The organism is Micromonospora sp. NPDC049089 (assembly GCF_040648775.1).
GTDB lineage: Bacteria > Actinomycetota > Actinomycetes > Mycobacteriales > Micromonosporaceae > Micromonospora.
In genome coordinates, this window is sequence record NZ_JBEZEH010000025.1 from 1 (window position 1) to 22,830 (window position 22,830).

Here is a 22,830-nt window from a genome sequence, read left to right on the forward strand (position 1 = left end):
ACCCACTGCCGGCGCTGGCCCTCGCCGCGGCGCTGCGGGCCGGCGTCCCGGCCGCGCTGCACGTGCCGGTACGGGCCGACACGATCACGTTTCCCGCGCTCGGCAGCCTGGTGCTGCCCGGTCTGGGGGAGAGCGCCGAGGTGACCGTCCGACCCGGCGAGTTCCGGGTCCGGGGTGGGTCGGTCGAGCAGACGGTGCTCCTCGATCCGCTCGCGCCGCCGTCGACCGGATGGTTCCCGACCCGGGACGTGGCGGTGCCCGGTGGCCGGCTGCTCATCGAGGACGGTGATCCGTACCGCGACTGTTACGGCCAGCCGGTCCAGTCCCGCCTGGACGGTCCGGCGGCGCGGGCGTTGGGCCGTACCCTGGCCGAAGCCTGGCGGGTCGTGCACCGGGACGTGCCGGCGCACGCGGCGGCGCTCGACGGCGGCCTACGTTCCGTCGTGCCATTGGCGCCCGACCCGGCGCGACCCCTGCGAAGCGCCACCGCCCGGCACGCGTTCGGTGCGGTCGCCGTCACACCCCACCCCGACCCGGAGACGATGGCGGTGCTGCTCGTGCACGAGTGGCAGCACGCGAAGCTGGGTGCGGCGCTCGACCTGTACGACCTGGTCGAACCTGGCCAGGGCGCCCAGATCCGGGTGCCGTGGCGCCCCGACCCGCGGCCACCGGAGGGCGTCCTCCAGGGCGTCTACGCCCACCTCGCCGTCACCCAGGTCTGGCAGTCCCGGGCGGGCTCCGACGGCGGCGACGCGTCGGCGCACGCTGCCCACTTCCGGGCGTGGACCCGGGACGGTGCGGACGCGCTGCTGGCCAGCCGGTCGCTCACCGCGGCGGGTGAGCGGTTCGTCGGCCGGCTGCGCCACACCCTGGAGGAAACCCGTGCCGGGGCCGGCTGAGCGTCTGCCGTCCACACTGGGCCGTCTCCGCCTCGCCGACGACCTGCGGGCGCTGGGCGTCAACCCAGGTACCTGCCTGCTGGTGCACTGCGGCCTCCGTCGGGTGGGTCCGCTGGAGCAGGGCCCGGCGACCCTCGCCGGCGCGCTGCGCGACGTCCTCGGCCCGGCCGGCACGCTGCTGGTGCCCACCCACACCGATGGCAACTCGACCACCTCCCGGGCCCACCTGGCGGCCGTCGCCGGGATGGACCGCGCGCAACGCGAACGGTACGAGGCGGCGCTACCGGGCTGGGACCGCCGCACCACTCCGTCGCAGCGGATGGGGGCGCTCGCCGAGTACATCCGGCGTGCCCCCGGTGCCGTGCGCAGCGACCATCCGCAGACCTCATTCGCCGCGCTCGGCCCGCAGGCCCGGCAGCTCACCGACGGCCACGACCTCACCTGCCACCTCGGGGAGCGCTCACCCATGGGCGAGCTCTACGCAACCGACGGGCAGATCCTGCTGCTCGGCCTCGGCTACGAGGCGTGCAGCGCACTGCACCTGGCCGAGTACCGGCTGCCGGTGCCGCCGCCCGAGCGTGACTACCACTGCTTCCGGCTTGTCGGCGGGCGGCGGGTCCGCCTCGACTTCCGGGCTCTCGACCTGGACGACCGGGACTTCCCAGCGGTTGGTGCCGCGCTCGACGGGACGCCGCTGGTGCGGCATGGTCGGATCGGCCGGGCAGACGCACGCCTGCTGTCAGTGCGCGCCGCTGTGGACTTCGCGATCAACTGGTTCAACGTGCACCGTCTGGCGGTGGGCCGGTAAACCGCCAATTGGTCGGATGTACGACACCGGCGGTCTCGTCTGATTCCTCGGGCTTTGCAAAGACCCGTGCGGCGCGCTGCCGATACCCGCCACAGTGGCCTTCGTCGTAGAGTGACGAGGCGGCAACCGGGTCTGCCCTCGGCATTGACGAACGCCTTAGGCTGAAACTCCGGTCGCTTTCCGGACGGCGGAGGAACGACGGTGAGCGAAGCGGTAGCAGTCGCTGATACGCGAACCCCGCTGTTCTTCGTGAGCTATTCACGTCCGCAGATCCGGCGCGCCGGTAACACCCCCCAGGAATATCTCTCGCGGTTCTTCGACGACCTCTCCACCCACGTCAGCGAGCTGGTCGGTCTGCCGACCGGGGTCGACCCCGGATTCATGGACAGCTCACTGGGCGGCGGTGAGCGGTGGACCCCCGAGTTGTTGCGCGCAGCCGGAACCTGCCAGGTGTTCATTCCGCTGGTGTCCAGCTCGTTCATCAGCAGCACGTGGTGCGCCATGGAATGGCACGCCTTCGCACGGCGTCAGATCGAACCACGCGTCCCGGGCAGCTCCGCGCACGAGACGGCGATCGTGCCCGTCAACTGGTCACCGACCACCGAGTCGTCGCTGCCGCCGAGCATTCGTGCCATCCAACGGTTCTCGCCGACCGCGTTACCCGATGACAACACCGTCGCGCGCCAGTACGAGCAGGAAGGGGTCTACGGCTTGCTGACCATGCAACGGGAGCAGGCGTACCGCGCGGTGGTGTGGCGTCTCGCCCAGCGGGTGGTGGCGATCCATCGGGCCTATCACGTCCACCCGCTGGTGCCCGCGGGCATCGATGAGCTGCGCACGCTCTTCACCGAGGAGGCAGCCGCATGACGCCGCTCACCGCCGAGGGACGGGCGCCGACTCGCCAGACCTACTTCTTCCTGAGTTACGCGCATTCCGCGCCGCTGCTGGGTGCCCGCACCGACACCGACGTCTGGGTCGACCGGTTCTTCGCGGATCTGTCGGGTGAGGTGGGTCGGCTGGTGTCCCCCCGACCGGGCGTGGAGATCGGTTTCATCGACCAGTCCATCCCACCGGGCGCCGACGTGAAGGCGGCCCTGGCAGACGCTCTCGGCGCGGCCCAGGTGTTCGTGCCGCTCTACTCGCCGGGCTACTTCAGCCGATCATGGGCGCTGGGCGAGCAGGAGTCCTTCCTCACCCGGCTGCTCCGCGCGGCCGGCGAGCCGGCGTCCCAGATCGTGCCGGCCGACCACGTGGCGCCGGTCCTCTGGATTCCGGTTCCCAGCTGGGAGGAGCATCCTCAACTCGACGCGGCACTGGATCTGGGTCGGGACGTGCCCGAGTACGCCGAGAACGGCATGCGTGCGCTCTGCATGCTCGGCGCGTACCAGCAGCCGTACCAGATCCTGCTCGGGCGGCTGGCCCGGCGGATCGTGGAGCCCACCCAACGCATCTGGCTGCGCCCATCCCGGGCGCCCACTCTCGATGTGTCGCGGCGGATCGCGGCCAACCCGGACTTCGTGGTGACGGTGCTGGCACCCACCCAAGACCGGCCGCCCGAGGGGCGGGAGGCGTCCTGGTACGCGGAGCGCAGCCGGCTCTGGCGTCCCTTCGGGGCGCGGCAGGAGCTTCCGGTGGCCGAGTACGCCGCGAGCATCGCCGAGCGGCTCGGACTGTCGGTGCACACGAGTGACTTCGCCGACGCCGGGGACCTGCTCGAGATCCGCCCCGGCGCGCTTCTGATCGACCCGTGGTTCACCGAGCTTCCCGGCGGCGTACCCGCTCTGCGGGCCGCCGCGCGGGCGCTGCCGCCATGGGTGGTCCCGCTCGTGGTGACCGACGCCGACGACCCGCGCGACGCGCACCGCGGCGCCGACCTGGCGCGGCTGGTCCTGGGTGTGTTGCAGGACGCGGGCGCGACGCGAGCGCGGTGGGTCGGGCGGACGGACGAGTTCGCCGGTCTGATGCCGACAGTGGTGACCGAGGCCCGGCGGCTCTACCTGAAGCACGGCGCGGTGTTCCCGGCACCGGGGCCTGTTACCCGGCCGCCCAGCCTTCGCAACCCGGCCCCGTCATCGTTCGAAGCCCCGGAGATGCCCGATGAGCACTGAGCGCGACGGTCAGATAGTCACCTTCTACTCGTTCAAGGGCGGAACGGGCCGGACGATGGCGCTGGCCAACGTCGCGTGGATTCTCGCTGCCAACGGCAAACGGGTGCTGGTCACCGACTGGGACCTGGAATCGCCCGGGCTGCACCGCTTCTTCCACCCCTTCCTGGACGTGTCGACGATCGGCGGCACGGCCGGGGTCGTCGACCTGATCCGGGACTACGAGTCGGAGACCATCCGCGAGGCGGTACGGCCGGAGGGCTGGGTGGAGCAGTTCGCCAGGGTCAACCGGTACGCCTTCTCGCTGGCCTGGGAGTTTCCCGGCGGCGGCGGGTTGAACTTCCTCTCCGCCGGCCGGCAGAACAGCGATTACGCCGTTTCGGTGAACGGGCTGGACTGGGACACCTTCTACCACCGGTTGGGCGGTTCGCAGTTCTTCGAGGCCCTCCGCGAGGACATGAAGCGCGAGTACGACTACACCTTGATCGACAGCCGGACGGGGCTCAGCGACGTCGCCGACATCTGCACCCTGCACCTGCCGGACACCCTGGTCGACTGCTTCACCCTCAGCGACCAGGGCATCGAGGGTGCCGCTCAGGTCGCCAGAACCGTCGCCGTGCACCCCTCGCGCCGCGGCATTCGGATCCTGCCCGTGCCGATGCGGGTCGACCAGGCGGAGAAGGAGAAAGCCGACGCCGGGCGTGCGCTCGCGATGCACCGCTTCGCCGGTCTGCCCACCGGAATGACGGAGGAGGATCGGCGCCGTTACTGGGCGGCGGTGGAGGTGCCGTACCGGCCCTTCTACGCGTACGAGGAGACGTTGGCGACCTTCGGCGACACGCCGGGCTCGCCCACGTCGCTGCTGGCGGCGTTCGAGACGCTGACCGCGCAGTTGACCAACGGCGAGGTGCACGCGATGCCGCCGATGGACGAGTCGGTGCGCGAGCGGGAGAAGGCCCGCTTCCGGCGTCGCCACAAGCTCCCCGGCGACGACCTCATGCTCCGCTACGCACCGGAGGACGCGGTCTGGGCGGAGTGGATCGAGCGGGTGCTCAGCTCGGCGCAGATTCGCGTCGTCGACGGAACCCAGCCGATCGAAAGCGGCGCCCGCCTGCCGGCCCGCACACTGACCATTCTCTCCCCGGCCTACGTGGCCCTGCCTCCCGCCGCGTTGCCTCCGCGGGACCCGACCGTCGACACCACTCCGCTCGCGGTCTACGTGAGCGATCTACGGCCACTCGCGGAGTTCGCGGTGGCCTCCTCCACCCAGCTGGCCAACATCACCGCGGCGACCGCCGCCGAGCGGCTACTGCGGCTGGTGGGGGGCCCGTTGCCGCTCCGCCTCGAGGGCCAGGCGGACGGCGGCCTGCGTTTCCCGGCCGCCGAGCCGGCCGTCTTCGAGGCCCCGAACCGCAACGCGCGGTTCACCGGACGGGAAAATGAGCTGGCCCTCCTGCGCCGACACCTGACCGGACCGGTTGCCGTGCCGGTCGCGTTGCAGGGGATGGGCGGGGTCGGCAAGACCGAGCTCGCCCTGGAATACGCGCATCGGTTCAAGTCCGCCTACGACGCGGTGCTGTGGATTTCCGCTGGCGCGACGGAGTCGATCGGCGCCGACGTGGAGAAGTCGCTGGCGGCCTTCGCCGACCGGCTCGGCGTCGGTGGCAACCCGGGCCAGGCGGACAACGCACGCGCGGTGCTGGAGGCGTTGGGGCGGGGGGAGCCCGGGCGGTGGCTGTTGGTGATCGACAACGCCGAGGAGGTCGACCCGTTCAAGCGATTCCTGCCGCGCGGCGGGCACGTGTTGCTCACCTCGCGCAACCAGGGTTGGGGGGAGCGGGCCACGCTGATCCAGGTCGACGTCTTCGCCCGTAAGGAAAGCGTCGCCCACCTGCAACGTCGGGTGCCGACCCTCATCGAGCAGGAGGCGGACCGGATCGCCGACGCGCTCGGGGACCTCGCGGTCGCGGTGGCCACCGCCGGCGCCTACCTGGCCGACACCGGTACCTCGGTCGACGCGTACCTGGAGCAGATCGAGCGGCAAGGTCCCAGCGCCCTCTCCGTGGAAGCCACCTGGGATCTTTCGTTGGCGCGGCTGCGCGCCCAGTTCCCGGCGGCCTACCGGCTGTTGCAGCTCTGCTCGGTGCTGGCCCCCGAGATAGACCTGGGTCTGCTCTACAACGACGAGATGGTGAAGACGTTGGCGCCGTTCGATCCCGCGGTGTCGGAGCCCATGATGATCGGGCGGCTGGTCCAGCGGATCAACCGGTCGGCGCTCCTCACGATGAACATGTCCGAGCAACGGATCCTGGTGCACCGATTGCTCCAGGCGGTGGTACGGGGCGGAATGACCCCGGACGAGATCGCCGACACCCGACACCGGGCGCACCTGGTGCTGGGCAAGGCGTGGCCCGGCGGTGACGCCGACGATCCGCGTACCTGGGACAGGTTCCGCAGGCTCTGGCCGCACATTGAGGCCTCCGGCGCGATGGGCAGCAAGGACGAGTCGGTCCGGGAGCTGATGATCGACCGGGTGCGGTATCTCTGGCGTCAGGGCGAACTCGACGCGGCGAACGCGTTCGCCAAGGAGGTCGACGCGGTCTGGTCAAAGCGGCGGGACCGCCTCTACGGCACCGAGGAACTCGCCACGCTGCGTCGGCAGCTGCTGCACCTGCGCTTCAACCGTGCGAACGTGCTGCGGGCGCTTGCCCACTACGTTGAGGCCTACGACCTGGACCAGGAGACTCACGAAGCGCAACGGGCGCTGCTGGGTGACAGGCATTCGCACACTCTGATGACCGCCGGCAGCCTGGGTGCGGATCTGCGGGCCCTCGGCCGCTACACCGACGCGATCGAGCGTGATCAGGAGACCTACGACGCGTGGAGTGAGGAGTTCGGCGAATACCATCCGCGCACGCTCTTCGCGGCCAACAACCTCGCACACTCCTACCGCCTGGTGGGCGACTTCCGCTCGGCACGCAGTCGGGACGAGGCGGTGTTCCAGCTCCGCCGGCAGGTGCTCGGCCCGGAACATCCGTACACAGTGCACTCGGCCGCTCAGCTGGCACGCGACCTGCGGGAGGCCGGTGAGTACGCCAACTCGGCCAAGATGCTGCGCACTGTGCACGATCAACTCGCCAGCCTGAAGGAGATCGGCAGCGAGGCGGGGGACACGCTGAACGCTCAGGTAAGTCTCGCGGTGTCGCTGCGGAGCGCGGGCCAGTTGGCGGAGGCGGCCGGACTGCTCGACGCGGCGTACCCGGTGCTTGAGGAGAAGTTCGGGCGGGACAATCCCGAGACACTGATCTGTCAGGCGGCGCTGGTCGCGAATCTGTTGGCACTCGGCGATACCGAACGCGCGGTGGCCGAGGCGACGCAGGTGGCAAGGATCTACGAGCAGCGGCTCGGGGCCACCCATCCGCACACCCTTGGCGCCCTCAGCAACCTCGCCGTGGCGCAGCGGGCCGTGGGCCGGGTTGCCGAGGCCCGCGCGACGGCCGAACGGGCGGCCGGTGCCCTGCGCGAGGCGCTCGGTCCGGACCACCCGCACACCCTCGCCGCTGAGGAGAACCTCGGCATCTGCCTCGCCGAGGAGGGGGACCGGGACGCCGCACTCGACCACCTCCGCGCAACCGCCGAGCGTTGGCTGGCCGCGTCCGGGTCGCGCCATCCGGACGCCCTGCGTTGCCAGGCGAACCTGGCACTCGTCGTGCGGGAGAACGTGGGCGACGGGCCGCCGACGGCCGCCCCGGTCGTCTCGTTGGGCGAGGTCGTCGGGGCCGACCACCCGGGCGTGCGGGCGCTGCGGGACGGGCGCCTGGTCGCCCGAATCATCGACCCTCACCCGTTCTGAGTTCGTACGACACCAGGCCGGGCCCACCGCGTCCCCACGGAGCATGCCGATGAAGAACGATCGCGAAGGCCAGATCGTCACCTTCTACTCGTTCAAGGGTGGAACGGGTCGGACGATGGCGCTGGCCAACGTGGCCTGGATCCTGGCGGCCAGCGGCCGGCGGGTGCTCGTCGCGGACTGGGACCTCGAGTCGCCCGGTCTGCACCGCTTCTTCCACCCGTTTCTCGACGCCGAGGCGATCCAGGGCACCAGCGGTGTGATCGACATGATCCGTGACTACGAGTGGGAGACCACCCGGGTCGACGACCGACCGGACCGCTGGATGGAGCAGTACGCCCGGGTCGGGCGGCACGCGTTCTCGCTGCGTTGGAACTTTCCCGACGGCGGTGGTCTCGACTTCCTTTCCGCCGGCCGGCAGAACAGCGACTACGCCGTCTCGGTGAGCGGGCTGGACTGGGACAACTTCTACAACCGGCTGGGTGGGGCGCAGTTCTTCGAGGCGCTGCGGGCGGACATGAAGCGCCAGTACGACTTCACCCTGATCGACAGCCGGACGGGGCTCAGCGACGTCGCCGACATCTGCACCCTGCACCTACCGGACACCCTCGTCGACTGCTTCAGCCTGAGCGACCAGGGCATCGACGGCGCGGCCCGGGTGGCGCACTCGGTCCGGGACCGGTACCGGCGGCGCGACATCCGGGTCCTGCCGGTGCCGATGCGGGTCGACCAGGCCGAAAAGGAGCGGGCCGAGGCGGGTCGCCTGCTGGCCATGCGGCGGTTCGCCGGGTTGCCGGCCGGCATGACCGAAGCGGAACGGCGGCGTTACTGGGCCGCGGTGGAGGTGCCGTACCGACCGTTCTACGCGTACGAGGAGACACTTGCGACGTTCGGTGACCCGCCGGGCTCTCCGACGTCACTGCTGGCCGCGTACGAGACGTTGACCGGGATCCTCACCGACGGCGCGGTGACCGCGCTGCCGGTGATGGACGAGTCGGTGCGGGAGCGGGGCAAGGCCCGCTTCCGCCGCCGCACCGAGGCGATCGACGACCAGATTGTGCTCCGGTGCGCACCGGAGGACGCCATCTGGGCCGAGTGGCTGGAGCGCGTGCTCAGCTCGGCCGGGCTGCGGGTGGTGGAGCCCACGGCCGTCGCCAGCGTCCCCGCCCCGCGCACGCTGACAGTGGTCTCGCCGGCGTACGTGGCGACGCCGTCCGGCGGTCTGCCCGACCGGGACCTGAGCACCGGCTCCACGGCCCTCGCCGTGTACGTCGCCGACCTGCGTCCGCTTGCGGAGTTCCCGTCGCAGAGTTCGACCAACCTCGTGAACGTGAGCGCCGCGACCGCCGTGGAACGGGTGTTGCGGCTGGTCGGCCGGCCGGTGCCGTCGTCAGCGGACGGCCCGGCGGGCGGGAGTGCCCGCTTCCCCGGCACCGAGCCGTTGGTCTTCAACGCCCCCAACCGGAACGCTCGGTTCACCGGCCGGGAGGACGACCTGGCGGGGCTGCGCGCGCAGTTGCAGAGCGGGGGTAGCGCAGTGGTGCTGCCGGTCGCTCTCCAGGGCATGGGCGGCGTCGGCAAGACGCAGGTGGCTTTGGAATACGTCCACCGGTTCAAGGCCGCGTACGACGTGGTCTGGTGGATCGTGGCGGACCCGCCGCAGTTCGTCGACACCGCCCTCGCTGACCTCGCCGGCCGTCTCGGCATCCTCGCCGGCCCCACCCTGCCCGACACGGTCCGGTCGGTGCTCCAGGTGCTTGGGCGCGGCGAGCCGTACGAGCGGTGGCTCGTCGTGTTCGACAATGCCGAAGAGCTCGACCAGATTGAGCCCTTCCTGCCGCAGGGCCCCGGGCACGTCCTGCTGACCTCCCGTAACCGGGCCTGGGGTGACCGGGCGAACCCGATCCAGGTGGACGTCTTCGACCGCACCGAGAGCGTGGCGCACCTCGCCCAGCGGGTGCCCACTATCAGTGCCGACGAGGCCGACCGGGTCGCCGAGGCGCTCGGCGACCTGCCGATCGCGGTGGCCGCGGCGGGCGCCTGGCTCGCCGACACCGGCACGTCCGTCGCCGACTACCTGCGGCAGATCGAGCGTCACGGCCCCAGCGCGCTCTCCGTGGAAGCGACCTGGGACCTGTCGCTGAACCGGCTGCTCGAGCAGGCGCCGGCCGCGTACCGGCTGTTGCAGCTCTGCTCGGTGCTGGCCCCGGAGATCGCCCTCGAACTCATCTACAGCGACGAGATGGCGGCTGCTCTCGTGCCGTTCGACCCGTCCGTTTCCGAGCGGCTCGTGCGCGGCGCCCTGGTCCAGCAGATCAACCGCCTGGCACTGCTGAAACTGGACGCTCAGGGCGGTCGGGTCCAGGTGCACCGGCTGTTGCAGGCGGTGGTCCGCGACCGGATGACCGACGACGAGATCGACGCCGCCCGACACCAGGTGCACCTGGTGCTCGCCGCGTCCCGGCCCTTCGGCGACGTGGACGACCCGAGCACCTGGGCCCGGCTGCGCATGCTCTGGCCGCACCTGGAGGTCTCCGAGGCGCTGACCTGTCCGGACGAGTCGGTGTGCCAGCTGTTGATCGACCGGGTCCGCTATCTGTGGCAGCGCGGCGGTCTGGACCAGGCCGACGTGTTCAGCCAGGAGGTGGACGACACCTGGAGCGCCAGGCTCGGCGACACGCACGACGAGGTCGAGGCGTCTGCGCTGGGCCGCCAACTGTTGCACCTGCGGTTCAACCGGGCGAATATCCTGCGCAGCCTGGGCCGGTTCAACGAGGCCCGAGACCTGGACGAGGCGGTGCTGGCCGAGCAACGCCGGCTGCTGGGCCCGCTGCACCCGCACAGTCTGATGACCGCCGGCAGCCTCGGCGCTGACCTGCGGGCGCTCGGCCGCTACGCCGAGGCTCTGGAACGGGACCGGTCCACCTACGCCTCCTGGCTCCAGGTGTTCGGCGAGGACCACCCTCGGACGTTGAGCGCGGCAAGCGACCTCGCCGTCTCGTACCGGCTGGTCGGCGACTACCGGTCGGCCCGTCGCTGGGACGACGAGGTGCACCGGCGGCGGCGGCTGGTGCTCGGCCCCAACCACCCCCACACCCTCGTCTCCGCCATGCGCCTCGGCATGGACCTTCGGGATGCGGGCGAGTACGAGAGGTCGTACACCCTGCTACGCACGGTGTACGACACGTACTGCGAGGTGCTCGGGCCGGATGACGGCCAGACTCTCGTCGCCCAGATCAACCTGGCGGTGTCCCTGCGCAGCTCCGGGCGGGGCAGCGAGGCCGCGCCGATGTTCGAGACGGCCTACCGCGAACTCGATGAACGCTTCGGGCCGGACAACCCGAACACGGTGGCGTGCCGGGCGAGCAGGGCGGCGAACCTGTTGGCGGTCGGCGACGCGGCACAGGCGCTGACCGAGATGAACGCAGTGCGCCAGGCGTTCGAGGAGCAGCTCCAGCTCGGCCCGGAGCACCCGCACGTCCTGGCGACGGTGAGCAACATCTCGGCGGCAGAGCGGGCCCTCGGACGCAGATCGGACGCGCTCGCGTCGGCGGCCCGGGCGGTCGGTGACTTGCGCAAGGTACTCGGCCCCGACCACCCGCACACGCTCGCGGCTGAGGTCAACCAGGCGGTGTGCCTCGCCGAGGAGGGTGACTGGGAGTTGGCGCGGGACCGGCTACGGGAGACCGCCCGCCGGCTGGCCACGGTGATCGGTGCGGACCATCCCGACACGCTGCGCTGCCTCGGCGATCTCGCCCTGGTGGCCAAGCGGGCCGGCGACGGCAGCGCCGAGGACGTCGGCGTCGTGGCGGACCGACTGGCGGAGGTGATCAGCCCGGAGTACCCCAGCGTGCAGACCCTGCGCGAACGGCGGTTCGTGGTCCGGGTGATCGACCCGCACCTGTTCTGATCGGAGGCGTCAGCCCGGGGGCGGGTCCTCGCCGGCCTGGGCCGTAAACCCTCACCATGGGCCGCCGGGTCAACGCCGCAGGACCGGACAAAGCCGGTCGGAGGTCCCTCCGGAGCGGGCCGCTACCCTGGTATCCCGAGGGGAAGGGGCACCAACAGGGTGGCTAGGACCTACAACGTCGTCACGTACGGCTGCCAGATGAACGTGCACGACTCCGAACGCATCTCCGGCCTGCTCGAGCAGGCGGGATACGAGCGTGCACCCGCTGGCGACGACACCCCGGACATCGTGGTCTTCAACACCTGCGCGGTGCGGGAGAACGCGGACAACCGGCTCTACGGCAACCTCGGTCGCCTGCGCCCGGTGAAGGACAAGCACCCCGGGATGCAGATCGCCGTCGGCGGCTGCCTCGCCCAGAAGGATCGGGGCGACATCGTCCGCAAGGCCCCCTGGGTGGACGTCGTCTTCGGCACCCACAACATCGGCGCGCTGCCGGTGCTGTTGGAGCGGGCCCGGCACAACGCCGCCGCCGAGGTGGAAATCCTGGAGTCCCTCGACGTCTTCCCGTCCACGCTGCCCACCCGCCGCGAGTCCACGTACGCCGGCTGGGTGTCGATCTCGGTGGGGTGCAACAACACCTGCACGTTCTGCATCGTGCCGGCGCTGCGCGGCAAGGAGAAGGACCGGCGCCCCGGCGACATCCTCTCCGAGGTGCGCGCCCTTGTCGACGAGGGCGTGCTGGAGGTGACCCTGCTCGGGCAGAACGTCAACTCGTACGGCGTGGAGTTCGGCGACCGGTACGCGTTCGGCAAGCTGCTGCGGGCCTGCGGCGACATCGACGGGTTGGAGCGGGTGCGGTTCACCAGCCCGCACCCGAAGGATTTCACCGACGACGTGATCGCCGCGATGGCCGAGACGCCGAACGTCTGCCACTCGCTGCACATGCCGTTGCAGTCCGGCTCCGACGACGTGCTCCGGGCGATGCGCCGGTCCTACCGCTCCGAGCGCTACCTGGGGATCATCGAGAAGGTCCGCGCGGCGATGCCGGACGCGGCGATCACCACCGACATCATCGTCGGCTTCCCCGGTGAGACCGAGGCCGACTTCCAGCGCACCCTGGACGTGGTCCGGGAGGCCCGGTTCTCCTCGGCCTTCACCTTCCAGTACTCGAAGCGGCCCGGCACGCCCGCCGCGACGATGGACGACCAGCTACCCAAGCAGGTGGTGCAGGAACGCTACGAGCGGTTGATCGCATGCGTCGAGGAAATCACCTGGGCGGAGAACAAGCGCCTTGTCGGTGAGACCGTCGAGGTGCTGGTCGCGGTCGGCGAGGGCCGCAAGGACGAGCGGACTGGCCGGATGTCCGGTCGGGCCCGCGACGGTCGACTTGTGCACTTCGCGACCGAGACCGCCGACGGGAAGTCCCTCGCCGGTCAGATCCGGCCGGGCGACATCGTGCACACCACTGTCACGTACGCCGCGCCGCACCACCTGAACGCCGACGCCGCGCCGGTGGCACACCGTCGCACCCGGGCCGGTGACGCGGCCGAGGCGGGGCGCTCCCCGCGTACCCCTGGGGTGTTGCTCGGTCTGCCGACGATCGGCGCACCGCCGGTCGCGGTTGCCCCCGCCGCTGGCTGCGCCACCCACTGACCGCCCGGAAGGGGCCCCTCGTCGAGGGGCCCCTTCGTGGTCAGACGGTGATCTTGCCGGCGCCGGCGCCCGCCGTCACGATGGACTTGACGTTGCTCGCGGTGTCCAGCTGGTACGAGTACGGGATGCCAGCCACGCTGCCGCCGGTCTGGCCGGTGGGCGAGTTGACGAAGTGGTTGTTGCGGGCGACCAGGCTGCCGGGCCCCGAGTCCCCCTCGCCGAGGTGGTACGGGTCGTCGACGTTCTCGAAGTAGTTGCCCTCGACGAGCACGCCGGCGTTTTCGGTCGACGCCACGCCGTAGCCGCCGTTGGCCCGGTAGTAGTTGTTGTAGACGTGCACCGGGTTGCCGAAGCGCACCCGGGGATTGCGCTGGTTGCTGCCGTCGAACCAGTTGTGGTGGTAGCTCACCCGCAGGTGACCGACGTCCTGGCTGGCGTTGTCGTCGCTGTGACCGAGCAGCATGGTCTTGTCGTGGCTGAAGACCCGGTTCCACGAGACGGTGACGAAGTCCGAGCCGCGCTTGATGTCGACGGCGCCGTCGTACCCGTTGCTGAAGCTGTTGTGGTCGATCCAGATGTTGGTGGCCGACTCCTGCACGTTTATCGCGTCGTCGTTCCAGTTGCGGAAGGTCAGGTTGCGAATGATCACGTTGCGGTCACCGTTGATGTTGAGCCCGCAACCGACGATCGTCGCCCCGTAGTTGCCGATGATGGTCTTGTTGGACCGGACCCGCAGCATCCCCGAGCAGGTGATCGTCCCGGTTACCCGGATGACAGCGGCGCCTGTGGCGTTCAGCGCGCTGGTCAGGCCCGAGGCGTTGCTGACGGTGGTCGTGGCGGCGTTGCCGCCACCCGTGGTGCCGCCGTTCTGGGTGGCCCAGCCGGCCAGCGCCGACGGCTGCTGGCCGGGCGGGGGAGTGCTCGACGGTGGCGGGGTGGTCGGCGGTGGGGTGGTCGGTGTGGTGCTGCCGGTGCAGGCGACGTTGTTCAGGCTGAAGCTGCTCGGAGCCGGGTTGCTGGAGTTGTTCCAACTCGCGTTGAAGCCGAACGAGGCGCTGGCGTTCGTCGCCAGGTTGCCGTTGTAGTCGACGTTCGTCGCGGAGACCTGGCTGCCGCTCTGCGTGACTGTGGCGCCCCACGCCTGGCTGGTCTGCTGACCGGCCCCGTACGACCAGCGCAGCGTCCACCCGGAGACCGGGTCGCCGAGGTTGGTGACTGTGACGTTGCCGGTGAATCCGCCCGGCCACTGGCTGGCGACCGAGTAGGCCACCTGGCAGCCGGCGGCCGCCTGGGCCGACACGGAGGTCAAGAGCCCGGCGGTGACCAGGGTGGCGGTGGCTGCGGCAGTGGTGGCGATCAGCGTCATTCGACGCCGTCCTGTGCGCATGCTGCTTCCTTTCGGTGAGGCGGACGGAGGTGTCGCGACGCCCATGCCCGTGGGCGGCGAATCTCGGCCGGGACCAGTGGTCCTCGGGCCCGCCGGTGCAGGTTCGTGAAGGAGAGCGGCTCCCGCGCTCGCACCCACCAACGAAGAGGCAAGCGCTTTCCCGATAAGAACATAGAAGAATCTGAATGTAAATGGCCGGGACGGCCGATGCGCTGCGCACCGGCCGTCCCGGCAGCAATGCACCGGCCGCCCCGGCAAGCAGCACACCGGCCGTCCCGGCAGTGGCGCACCGGCCGTCCTGGTGGATCAGCAGGCGGTGCCGTTGAGTTTCACAGTGCCCGGCGCGCTCGCCGTGCCGTTGGCGGTGAAGCCCACCGTGATCGACCCGCCCGCCGGCAGGGACGGAGCGTGGCTCGGAGCCGCCGCGGTCACCGTCGTACCGGACTGCGTGACAGTGGCGTTCCAACCACTGCCCAACGTCACCCCGGACGGCCAACTCCAGGTGACCGACCACGGGTTCACCGCGCCCGAGCCGGTGTTCTTCACCGTCAACTCGCCCTGGAAGCCGCCCTGCCAGGCGTTGACCTGCCGGTAGGTGGCCGTGCAGGCGCCGGTCGGCGGGTCCGTCGGCCCGCCGGTCGGCGGCCCGCCGGTCGGCGGCCCGCTGGTGCCGCCACCGGACGGCGCGATCAGGTACGGCTGGAGGATCGCCTGCTTGACGGTGTTGACATTGGTCCAGTCGTCCAACGCGATGCCGCCGGTGTCACCCGAGTTGGGGTTCCACGACCAGTAGGTGAAGGACATCCCGGTCACCCCGGTCCCGGTGTACGCCATCAACTTCTCCAGCCACACCTTGTCCTTCGGGTCGACCAGGGTGCTGCCGAACTCGCCCATCATGATCGGGGCGATGTTCTGCTTGTAGAGGTAACCGAAGTACTTGTCCCAGATGGCCGGCATGTTCGCCGGGTAGTCCGGGGCGTCGAACCAGGTCTGCCGGTACACCGAGGTGGCGTACTCGTGCGGCGAGTAGACCAACCGGTTCGCCACACTCAGCCGGACCGGGAACTGACCCGCCTTCGACAGGTTGCCACCCCACCAACCGCAGTCCTCGTCGTTGCTGGTGTCGCCGTCCCAGACGTTGGAGAGGCCACCACTCGGGCAGCTCACACCCTCCACGAAGATCAACCAGTTGGGCTGGACACCGAGGACGGCGTTCCCGGCCCGCTCGGCGGCGAGCCGCCAGTCCCGGGTCGTATCGCCACAGCCCCAGCACGCGCCGGTGGCCGCCGGGTTGGTGCCCTCCGCGTGCGGCTCGTTGTGCAGGTCGGCGCCGATCACCGTCGGGTTGCCCGCGTACCGCTGAGCGAGCATCTTCCAGTCGTTGATCCAGGTCGCCTCGGAAACAGTCGACGTGTACCAGAGCGGCGACTGCCCGGCCGCCGTCGGCCGGTGCCGGTCCAGGATGATCCGCATGCCCTTGCTGCCGGCGTAGTCGATCACCTTGTCCAGGATCTGCAACGGCGACAGCCCGATCAGGTCCGGGTTGACGAAGTCGTTGATCCCACTGGCGGTCGCACCCGGCTTCAGCGCGTCGTTCGAGTACGGCACCCGCAACGTGTTGTAACCCAACCGGGCCATCGTGTCGAGCTGCCCCCGCCACGGGTTGTTCGACCACAGCCCGTGGAAGGTCTTGTTGTCGGTCTCCATGCCGAACCAGTTAATGCCGGTCAACCGGACCGTCGCACCTGTGCTGTCCACGATCTGGTTGCCACTGGTATGCAGATAGCCCGTACCGGTGCCGGCGGCGACGGCCGGGCTGGTGCTGACAGCGGTGGCGAGGAAGACGCCAGCCGCGACGGTGACGAGCGCGGTGAGCGCGCCGCCGAGAGCCTTCGGACGGAACAATTCAAGCTCCACTTCGGAGATCCGACGCCGTCCAGAAACGACGCCGGCGGGCGGCCGTCCGCACGTCACGCTCCCTCAGGGGTACGCGGACAGCACGCGACGGACCATGTCACGCGGACGTGGTCACTCGCGGAAGCTCACCGGCGACCCTCGACGGCGGATGCTCCGCCTTCGTCGCCCTCGTGCCGGTGGCCCTACCTGGCTCCGTCGCTCATTCTGATCAGCCCGCGTCAATGCGTCAACCTGCCCGTCGGCACCGGCCTGCCCCGCCCGTCCCGCCGCGCCGCGCCCCCCGCCCGCGCCCCGGAGGCGTGGCGTGGCACTGCCCGCGCCGAGCGTCCGCCACAACGCACTCCCCAGCGCATGATCGTGCTCCAACAGGGATGTAGTGGTCTCCCGGCGCTAGGTGGCCACTACATCCTGGATCGAGCATGACCGTGACGGGCGCGGATGCCCCAAACCCCGCTCCCGGTCTCCCAGGACCCTGTTGGTCGTCAAGATCCGCGCAACATCAGGGATGCTGCTGTCTCCGGCCTGTCCGAGGCAGCAACATCCGGGAAACTGCGCGGATCTTGACGCGGTAGCGGCGACGCGGGCCCGGGTGTTCGGAGCGCGGAGCGCGGGGCGCGGGGGATGCGGGCCCGTGTGGGCGCGGATGCCGGAGGCCGGACACGCGGGAGCCCCCGGTCCCGTTAAGGGCCGAGGGCTCCGGACGTCGTCAGCTCAGCCGGCCTGCTCGGCGAGTTGGAGGAACTGCCGCTTGGAGGCGAGGGCCTGCTCGGCCTCCTTGATCCGGCGTGCGTCCCCGGCGCTCTGCGCCCGGGCCAGCCGGTCCTCGGCCTCCGCAACCTGCGCCCGCATCTGGGCGAGCAGCGGGTTGTCCTCCTTGGTGGTGCGGCGCCACGCCGAGTCCATCACGTCACGGACCTTGTCGTCGATGACGCGCAGTCGACGCTCCAGCCCGGCGGCCGCCTCGCGGGGCACCCGGCCGGCCTCGTGCCACTGGGCCTGGATCTCCCGCAGCTTGGCCTGGGCGCCCTTCGGGTCGGCGTCGATGTCCAACGCCTCGGCCTCGGCGAGCAGGGCCTGCTTGCGCTCCAGGTTGCCGCGCTGCTCGTTGTCCCGGGCGGAGAAGACCTCGCTACGCCGGCTGAAGAAGGCGTCCTGCGCACCCCGGAACCGTTCCCAGAGCTTCTGCTCGGCCTCCTTGGAGGCGCGCGGGGCGGCCTTCCACTGGGTCATCAGATCCTTGAGCTGGTTGGCGGTGGCGGCCCAGTCGGTGGAGTCCGCGAGCTTCTCCGCTTCGGCGACCAACTCTTCCTTGGCGGTCTGGGCCTGCTTGCGCTGCGAGTCGAGGGAGGCGAAGTGGGCGCCCCGGCGGCGGGTGAAGCCGTCCCGAGCGGCGGCGAACCGCTTCCACAGCTCGCCGTCGGCCTTCTTGTCGACCCCGCGGATGGTCTTCCACTCGTCGAGGATCTCCTTGAGCCGGTCGCCGGCGGTCTTCCACCCGGTGGATTCGGCGGCCAGCTTTTCGGCTTCCTCGACCAGCGCGGTCTTGCGGGCCAGGGCTTCACCTCGAGCGGCGTCCCGGGCGGCGCGCGCTTCGCCGGCCTTCTCCTCGGCGAGGGTCGCCAGCTTGTCCAGGCGGGTGGCCAATGCGTCGATGTCGCCGACCACGTTTGCCTCGGGCAGCGTGGTCCGGATCCGCCGGATCGTGCTCAGCGAGTGCCCGGCGTCCGCCGCACCCGACTTGAGTCGCGCCTCGGTCAGGTCCACCTCGGTCACCAGGTCGGCGAAGCGTCGTGCGAAGTGTGCCAGGCCCTCCTCCGGTGCTCCCGCCTGCCAGGATCCGACCACCCGCTCTCCCTCGGTGGTCTTGACGTACACGGTGCCGTCCGCGTCCACCCGTCCGAAGGCAGTCCAGTCGCTCATGTGCCCATCCTCGTTCTCCCGGCGTCGAGGGATCGATCCCCCGTCGCCGCCACGGCGCAGCCAAGTTGCTTCCGGCATTGTCACAGGTCCGACCCGGTCCGCGTCGAGCGCCTATCGCCGACCGTGACCATACGGTGTCCTAGGGGCCGAATGACCGGATCGGCGCGGAGACGCACCGGGGATTCCCGCTACGGTGGACGGGTGCCACTGGTCGCCGCCGCCGTCTGCCCGCATCCGCCCCTGCTCGTGCCCGAGGTGGCCGGCTCCGCAGCCAGGGAGTTGGACGATCTGCGGGCGGCCTGTGACACCGCCGTACGCCGGCTGTTGACCACCGATCCGGACATTGTGGTCCTGGTGGGCACCGGCCCGGTGACCGGCCCGATCCGCACCCCGGCGACCGGTTCCCTTCAGCCGTGGGGTGTCGACCTGGACGTGCCGTTGGTGCCGGGCCAACCGGACCGGGGCGCGGTGCTGCCGTTGAGCCTGACCATCGGCGCGTGGTTGCTGGCCCGGCACGAAACCCGACCGCCGGTGACGGCCGTGCAGGTGGCCGCCGACGCCGGCCCGGCCGAGCTGGCCGTGCTCGCCGACGAGGTCGGTGCCGCCGGTGACCGGGTGGCGTCGCTGGTGCTCGGGGACGGGTCGGCCTGCCGCGGGGAGAAAGCACCCGGGTACGACGACGCGCGTGCCCTCCCGTACGACCAGAGGGTTGCCGAAGCGCTGGCCGACGCGGACCTGGACGCCCTGCTCGACCTCGACCCGGTGGTGTCGACGGAGCTGAAGGCCGCCGGTCGCGCCCCCTGGCAGGTGCTCGCGGGCGCGGCCCGCGCTGCCGGTGGTGGGTGGCGCGGCGAGTTGCTGCACGACTCCGCTCCCTACGGGGTTGCGTACTTCGTGGCGTCCTGGGAGCGGGCGTGACAGGCATGGTGGTCGCTGTGGTCGGCCCGACCGCGGCCGGCAAGTCCGCGCTGAGCATCGCGTTGGCGCATGCCCTGGACGGGGAGGTGGTCAACGCCGACTCGATGCAGCTCTACCGGGGCATGGACATCGGCACGGCGAAGCTGACCCTCGCCGAGCGGGACGGGGTGCCGCATCACCTGCTGGATGTCTGGGAGGTCACCGAGGCGGCGAGCGTCGCGGAGTACCAGCGGTTGGCCCGCGCGGCGGTGGACGACATCCTGTCGCGGGGGCGGGTGCCGCTGCTGGTCGGTGGCTCCGGGCTGTACGTGCGGGCGGTGCTGGAGCGCTTCGAGTTCCCCGGCACGGACGCGGCGCTGCGGGAGCGGCTGGAACGGGAGTTGGCCGAGGTCGGCCCGGCCCCTCTGTACGCGCGGCTGCGCGCCGCCGACCCGGTCGCCGCCGAGAGCATCCTGCCGGCCAACGGCCGGCGGATCGTCCGGGCCCTGGAGGTGATCGAGCTGACCGGCGCGCCGTTCGCCGCCTCGTTGCCACAGCCCACGCCGTACTACCCGTCGGTGCAGCTCGGCGTCGACCTGGACACCGGTCTGCTGGACGAGCGGATCGCGCTGCGGGTGGACCGGATGTGGGCCGACGGCCTGGTGCCGGAGACCCGTGAGCTGGTCGGGCGCGGGCTGCCCGAGGGGCGGACGGCGAGTCGGGCGCTCGGCTACCAGCAGGTGCTGCGCCTGCTCGCCGGTGAGCTGACCGAGGCGCAGGCGCACGACGAGACGGTCCGGGCGACCCGGCGGTTCGTCCGTCGGCAGCGGTCCTGGTTCCGCCGCGACCCGCGGATCCACTGGCTGGACTCGGCGACCCCGGACCTGATCGGGGCCGCCCTGCGTCTGGTGCCGGCCGCTGCGCGATGATGGGGGCGTGGAGTTCACCAAGGGCCACGGCACCGGCAACGACTTCGTCCTCCTTCCCGACCCGGACGGTCAGCTCGACCTGACCCCGGAGCTGGTCGCGGCGCTCTGCGACAGGCGTCGGGGCATCGGCGCGGACGGCGTCCTGCGGGTGGTCCGCGCGGCCAAGCATCCGGACGGCGCGGGTCTGGCCGGCGAGGCCGAGTGGTTCATGGACTACTGGAACGCTGACGGCTCGTTCGCCGAGATGTGCGGCAACGGCGCTCGGGTCTTCGTGCGCTACCTGCTCGACAGCGGGTTGGCCACGCCCGCCGGCGCGGCGTTGCCGGTGGCAACCCGGGCCGGCGTCGTGCGCGCGCTGGTCGAGGGCGACGCCGTGTCCGTCGAGATGCGCCGACCCCAGGTGTACGACAGTTCTGCCGCCACACTCGGCGGGCTGACCCTGACCGGTGCGGTGGTGGACGTCGGCAACCCGCACCTGGTCTGCGTCCTGCCGGCCGGCGTGGAGCTGTCGGCGCTGGACCTGACCGTCGCGCCCGGGTTCGACCCGGCGGTCTTCCCGAGCGGGGTGAACGTCGAGTTCATCGTGGCGGGCGACCCGGTCGACGGCACCGACGAGCACAGCCTGATGCGGGTGTACGAGCGCGGCAGCGCCGAGACCCTGTCCTGCGGCACCGGCGCCTGCGCGGTGGGCGCGGTGGCACTGCGCGACGCCGGCCGCGACACCGGAGTGGTCGCCGTCGACGTGCCCGGCGGTCGCCTGACGGTGACCGTCACCGAGACCTCCTGCTGGCTCTCCGGCCCCGCCGTCCTGGTGGCGAGCGGCGAGGTAACCCTCCCCGCCTGACCACCCCCGGGTTCGCCCCTCGGGGTCGCCCCGTCGATCATGAAGTTATTGCCACGCTGCTCGGCGTGTCGAAGCAATAACTTCATGATCAACGGACGGTTCGGGGCTGGGCGCGGGCAGGGCCGGGCGGGGTTGGGGTTACGGCGTGGCGCTGGCGGTGGCGGCGATCTCGGGGAGGTCGGCGGGGCCGGGGTCGGCGGCCGGGAGCGGGCTGGGGTTGTGCGCGGCGGCGCGGACGGCGGCGGCGACCGCCGGGGCGACCCGGGAGTCGAACACGCTCGGCACGATCACCGTCGGGTTGATCTTGTCTTCGCCGACCACGTCCGCGATGGCCCGGGCGGCCGCGATGGCCATCTCCTCGGTGAACTCCTCGGCGTGCGCGTCCAGCATGCCGCGGAACACCCCGGGGAACGCGAGCACGTTGTTGATCTGGTTCGGCTGGTCCGAACGGCCGGTGGCGACCACCGCGGCGTGCTTACGCGCCTCCCGCGGGTCGACCTCCGGGTCGGGGTTGGCCAGCGCGAAGACGATCGAGTTCTTCGCCATCTGCGCGATGTCGTCGCCGGTGAGCAGGTTCGGCGCGCTGACCCCGATGAACACGTCGGCGCCCCGGATCGCTCCGGGCAGGTCGCCGGAGTAGTTCTCCTTGTTGGTGTTCTCCGCCAGCCACTGCCACGCCGAGTTGAGCCCGGTCAGCCCGCGGTGCAGGGCGCCCTCCCGGTCGTACGCGATGATGTCGCCGACGCCCTGGCGCAGTAGCAGCTTCATGATCGCGGTGCCGGCCGCGCCGGCTCCGGAGACGACCACCCGGACGTCCGCGAGCTGCTTGCCCACCACCCGCAGCGCGTTGGTGAGCGCGGCCAGCACGCAGATCGCGGTGCCGTGCTGATCGTCGTGGAAGACCGGAATGTCCAGCGCCTCGCGCAGCCGGGCCTCGATCTCGAAGCAGCGCGGCGCGGCGATGTCCTCCAGGTTGATGCCGCCGTAGGCCGGAGCGATCGCCTTGACGATCTGCACGATCTCGTCGGTGTCCTGGGTGTCCAGCACCACCGGCCAGGCGTCCACCCCGCCGAAGCGCTTGAACAGCGCGGCCTTGCCCTCCATCACCGGCAGCGACGCGGCCGGGCCGAGGTTGCCGAGCCCGAGCACCGCCGAGCCGTCGCTGACCACAGCGACGGTGTTGCGCTTGATGGTCAGTCGCCGGGCGTCGGCCGGGTTCTCGGCGATCGCCATGCAGACCCGGGCAACCCCGGGGGTGTACGCGCGGGACAGCTCGTCGCGGTTGCGCAGCGCGACCTTCGAGGTCACCTCGATCTTGCCGCCCAGGTGCAGCAGGAACGTCCGGTCCGACACCTTGCGCACGTCCACGCCGTCCAGCGCGGTCAGCGCGTCGACCACCTGGTCGGCGTGGCCGGCGTCGGCGGTGTCGCAGGTCAGGTCGACGATCACGTTGGTCGGGTCCGAGTCCACCACGTCCAGCGCCGTGACGATCGCCCCGGCCTCGCCGACGGAGGTGGTGAGCCGGCCGATCGAGGAGGCGTCCGCGGTCACGGCGATCCGGATGGTGATCGAAAATCCGGCGCTGGGCAGTCGGGTGATGGCCACGGGATCCCTCCGTAACGGCTGTGCGGCCGTTCGGCCGCCGCCCGCATTTCTACCGGGTTGTCGCGGCCGACCAGCATTCGCCCCCACTTTTGGCGACCTTCACCAT

At 71.0% G+C, this 22,830-nt stretch carries 14 protein-coding genes; 10 read left to right on the forward strand and 4 right to left on the reverse strand.

Translation table 11 applies throughout. From position 1 onward, the window contains the following. From AB0B48_RS06910 to miaB, 7 genes are all read left to right on the forward strand, one after another. On the forward strand, positions 1–899 hold an 899-nt coding region (locus AB0B48_RS06910), incomplete at its 5' end, for an HEXXH motif-containing putative peptide modification protein (protein ID WP_357197034.1). Next, entirely contained in the window at positions 883–1,707 is an 825-nt protein-coding gene (locus AB0B48_RS06915) for an AAC(3) family N-acetyltransferase (RefSeq protein WP_357197037.1), read from the forward strand. The genes AB0B48_RS06910 and AB0B48_RS06915, both read left to right, overlap by 17 nt. A 201-nt stretch (positions 1,708–1,908) precedes the next feature. Further along, positions 1,909–2,574: a TIR-like protein FxsC gene (locus AB0B48_RS06920; RefSeq protein WP_357197040.1), complete on the forward strand. Its 666-nt coding sequence runs from the start codon at positions 1,909–1,911 to the stop codon at positions 2,572–2,574. Beyond that, positions 2,571–3,815, forward strand: coding sequence for a TIR-like protein FxsC (locus AB0B48_RS06925; RefSeq protein ID WP_357197043.1), 1,245 nt, complete (start codon positions 2,571–2,573; stop codon positions 3,813–3,815). The genes AB0B48_RS06920 and AB0B48_RS06925 overlap by 4 nt, the downstream gene beginning before the upstream one ends. Next, on the forward strand, positions 3,805–7,665 hold the full coding sequence (gene fxsT / locus AB0B48_RS06930; protein ID WP_357197046.1) for an FxSxx-COOH system tetratricopeptide repeat protein: 3,861 nt from the start codon (positions 3,805–3,807) through the stop codon (positions 7,663–7,665). Before AB0B48_RS06925 ends, fxsT (AB0B48_RS06930) begins: the two co-directional genes overlap by 11 nt. Before the next feature lie 49 nt (positions 7,666–7,714). Further along, a complete protein-coding gene (gene fxsT, locus AB0B48_RS06935) occupies positions 7,715–11,572 on the forward strand; it encodes an FxSxx-COOH system tetratricopeptide repeat protein (RefSeq protein ID WP_357197049.1) in 3,858 nt (1,285 codons plus the stop codon). 159 nt (positions 11,573–11,731) lie between these two features. Further along, positions 11,732–13,225, forward strand: a complete 1,494-nt coding sequence (miaB, locus tag AB0B48_RS06940) for a tRNA (N6-isopentenyl adenosine(37)-C2)-methylthiotransferase MiaB (RefSeq protein WP_357197052.1) — start codon at positions 11,732–11,734, stop codon at positions 13,223–13,225. A 40-nt stretch (positions 13,226–13,265) separates the two neighbouring features. On the opposite strand, the gene AB0B48_RS06945 is transcribed toward miaB, so the two are convergent. From AB0B48_RS06945 to AB0B48_RS06955, 3 genes are all read right to left on the reverse strand, one after another. Beyond that, positions 13,266–14,612 (reverse strand): cellulose binding domain-containing protein, encoded by a 1,347-nt coding sequence (locus tag AB0B48_RS06945; protein WP_357197055.1) that lies wholly within the window; start codon positions 14,610–14,612, stop codon positions 13,266–13,268. Between the two features lie 306 nt (positions 14,613–14,918). After that, positions 14,919–16,517 carry a cellulase family glycosylhydrolase gene (locus tag AB0B48_RS06950; RefSeq protein ID WP_357197130.1) on the reverse strand — a complete coding sequence of 533 codons (1,599 nt, stop codon included), beginning with the start codon at positions 16,515–16,517 and terminating at the stop codon, positions 14,919–14,921. 723 nt (positions 16,518–17,240) lie between these two features. Next, positions 17,241–18,449 (reverse strand): DUF349 domain-containing protein, encoded by a 1,209-nt coding sequence (locus tag AB0B48_RS06955; protein ID WP_355009914.1) that lies wholly within the window; start codon positions 18,447–18,449, stop codon positions 17,241–17,243. A 150-nt stretch (positions 18,450–18,599) separates the two neighbouring features. Here AB0B48_RS06955 and AB0B48_RS06960 point away from each other — a divergent pair, with 150 nt between their 5' ends. Genes AB0B48_RS06960 through dapF form a run of 3 tightly spaced genes read left to right on the forward strand, consistent with a single transcriptional unit; the run spans position 18,600 to position 21,119 of the window. Then, positions 18,600–19,367 carry a hypothetical protein gene (locus AB0B48_RS06960; protein WP_357197059.1) on the forward strand — a complete coding sequence of 256 codons (768 nt, stop codon included), beginning with the start codon at positions 18,600–18,602 and terminating at the stop codon, positions 19,365–19,367. A gap of 5 nt (positions 19,368–19,372) precedes the next feature. Continuing rightward, positions 19,373–20,275, forward strand: coding sequence for a tRNA (adenosine(37)-N6)-dimethylallyltransferase MiaA (miaA, locus tag AB0B48_RS06965; protein ID WP_357197133.1), 903 nt, complete (start codon positions 19,373–19,375; stop codon positions 20,273–20,275). A gap of 7 nt (positions 20,276–20,282) precedes the next feature. Continuing rightward, positions 20,283–21,119 (forward strand): diaminopimelate epimerase, encoded by an 837-nt coding sequence (dapF, locus tag AB0B48_RS06970; protein ID WP_357197062.1) that lies wholly within the window; start codon positions 20,283–20,285, stop codon positions 21,117–21,119. A 138-nt stretch (positions 21,120–21,257) separates the two neighbouring features. On the opposite strand, the gene AB0B48_RS06975 is transcribed toward dapF, so the two are convergent. After that, entirely contained in the window at positions 21,258–22,724 is a 1,467-nt protein-coding gene (locus AB0B48_RS06975) for an NAD-dependent malic enzyme (RefSeq protein ID WP_357197065.1), read from the reverse strand. Between the last annotated feature and the right edge of the window lie 106 nt (positions 22,725–22,830).

Excerpts from the sequence above, each read along its gene's own strand:
- AB0B48_RS06925 (WP_357197043.1), top strand. The coding sequence starts at position 2,571 with ATGACGCCGCTCACCGCCGAGGGACGGGCGCCGACTCGCCAGACCTAC.
- fxsT (WP_357197046.1), top strand. The coding sequence starts at position 3,805 with ATGAGCACTGAGCGCGACGGTCAGATAGTCACCTTCTACTCGTTCAAG.
- fxsT (WP_357197049.1), top strand. The coding sequence starts at position 7,715 with ATGAAGAACGATCGCGAAGGCCAGATCGTCACCTTCTACTCGTTCAAG.
- AB0B48_RS06945 (WP_357197055.1), bottom strand. The coding sequence starts at position 14,612 with ATGCGCACAGGACGGCGTCGAATGACGCTGATCGCCACCACTGCCGCA.
- AB0B48_RS06955 (WP_355009914.1), bottom strand. The coding sequence starts at position 18,449 with ATGAGCGACTGGACTGCCTTCGGACGGGTGGACGCGGACGGCACCGTG.
- AB0B48_RS06960 (WP_357197059.1), top strand. The coding sequence starts at position 18,600 with ATGACCGGATCGGCGCGGAGACGCACCGGGGATTCCCGCTACGGTGGA.
- miaA (WP_357197133.1), top strand. The coding sequence starts at position 19,373 with ATGGTGGTCGCTGTGGTCGGCCCGACCGCGGCCGGCAAGTCCGCGCTG.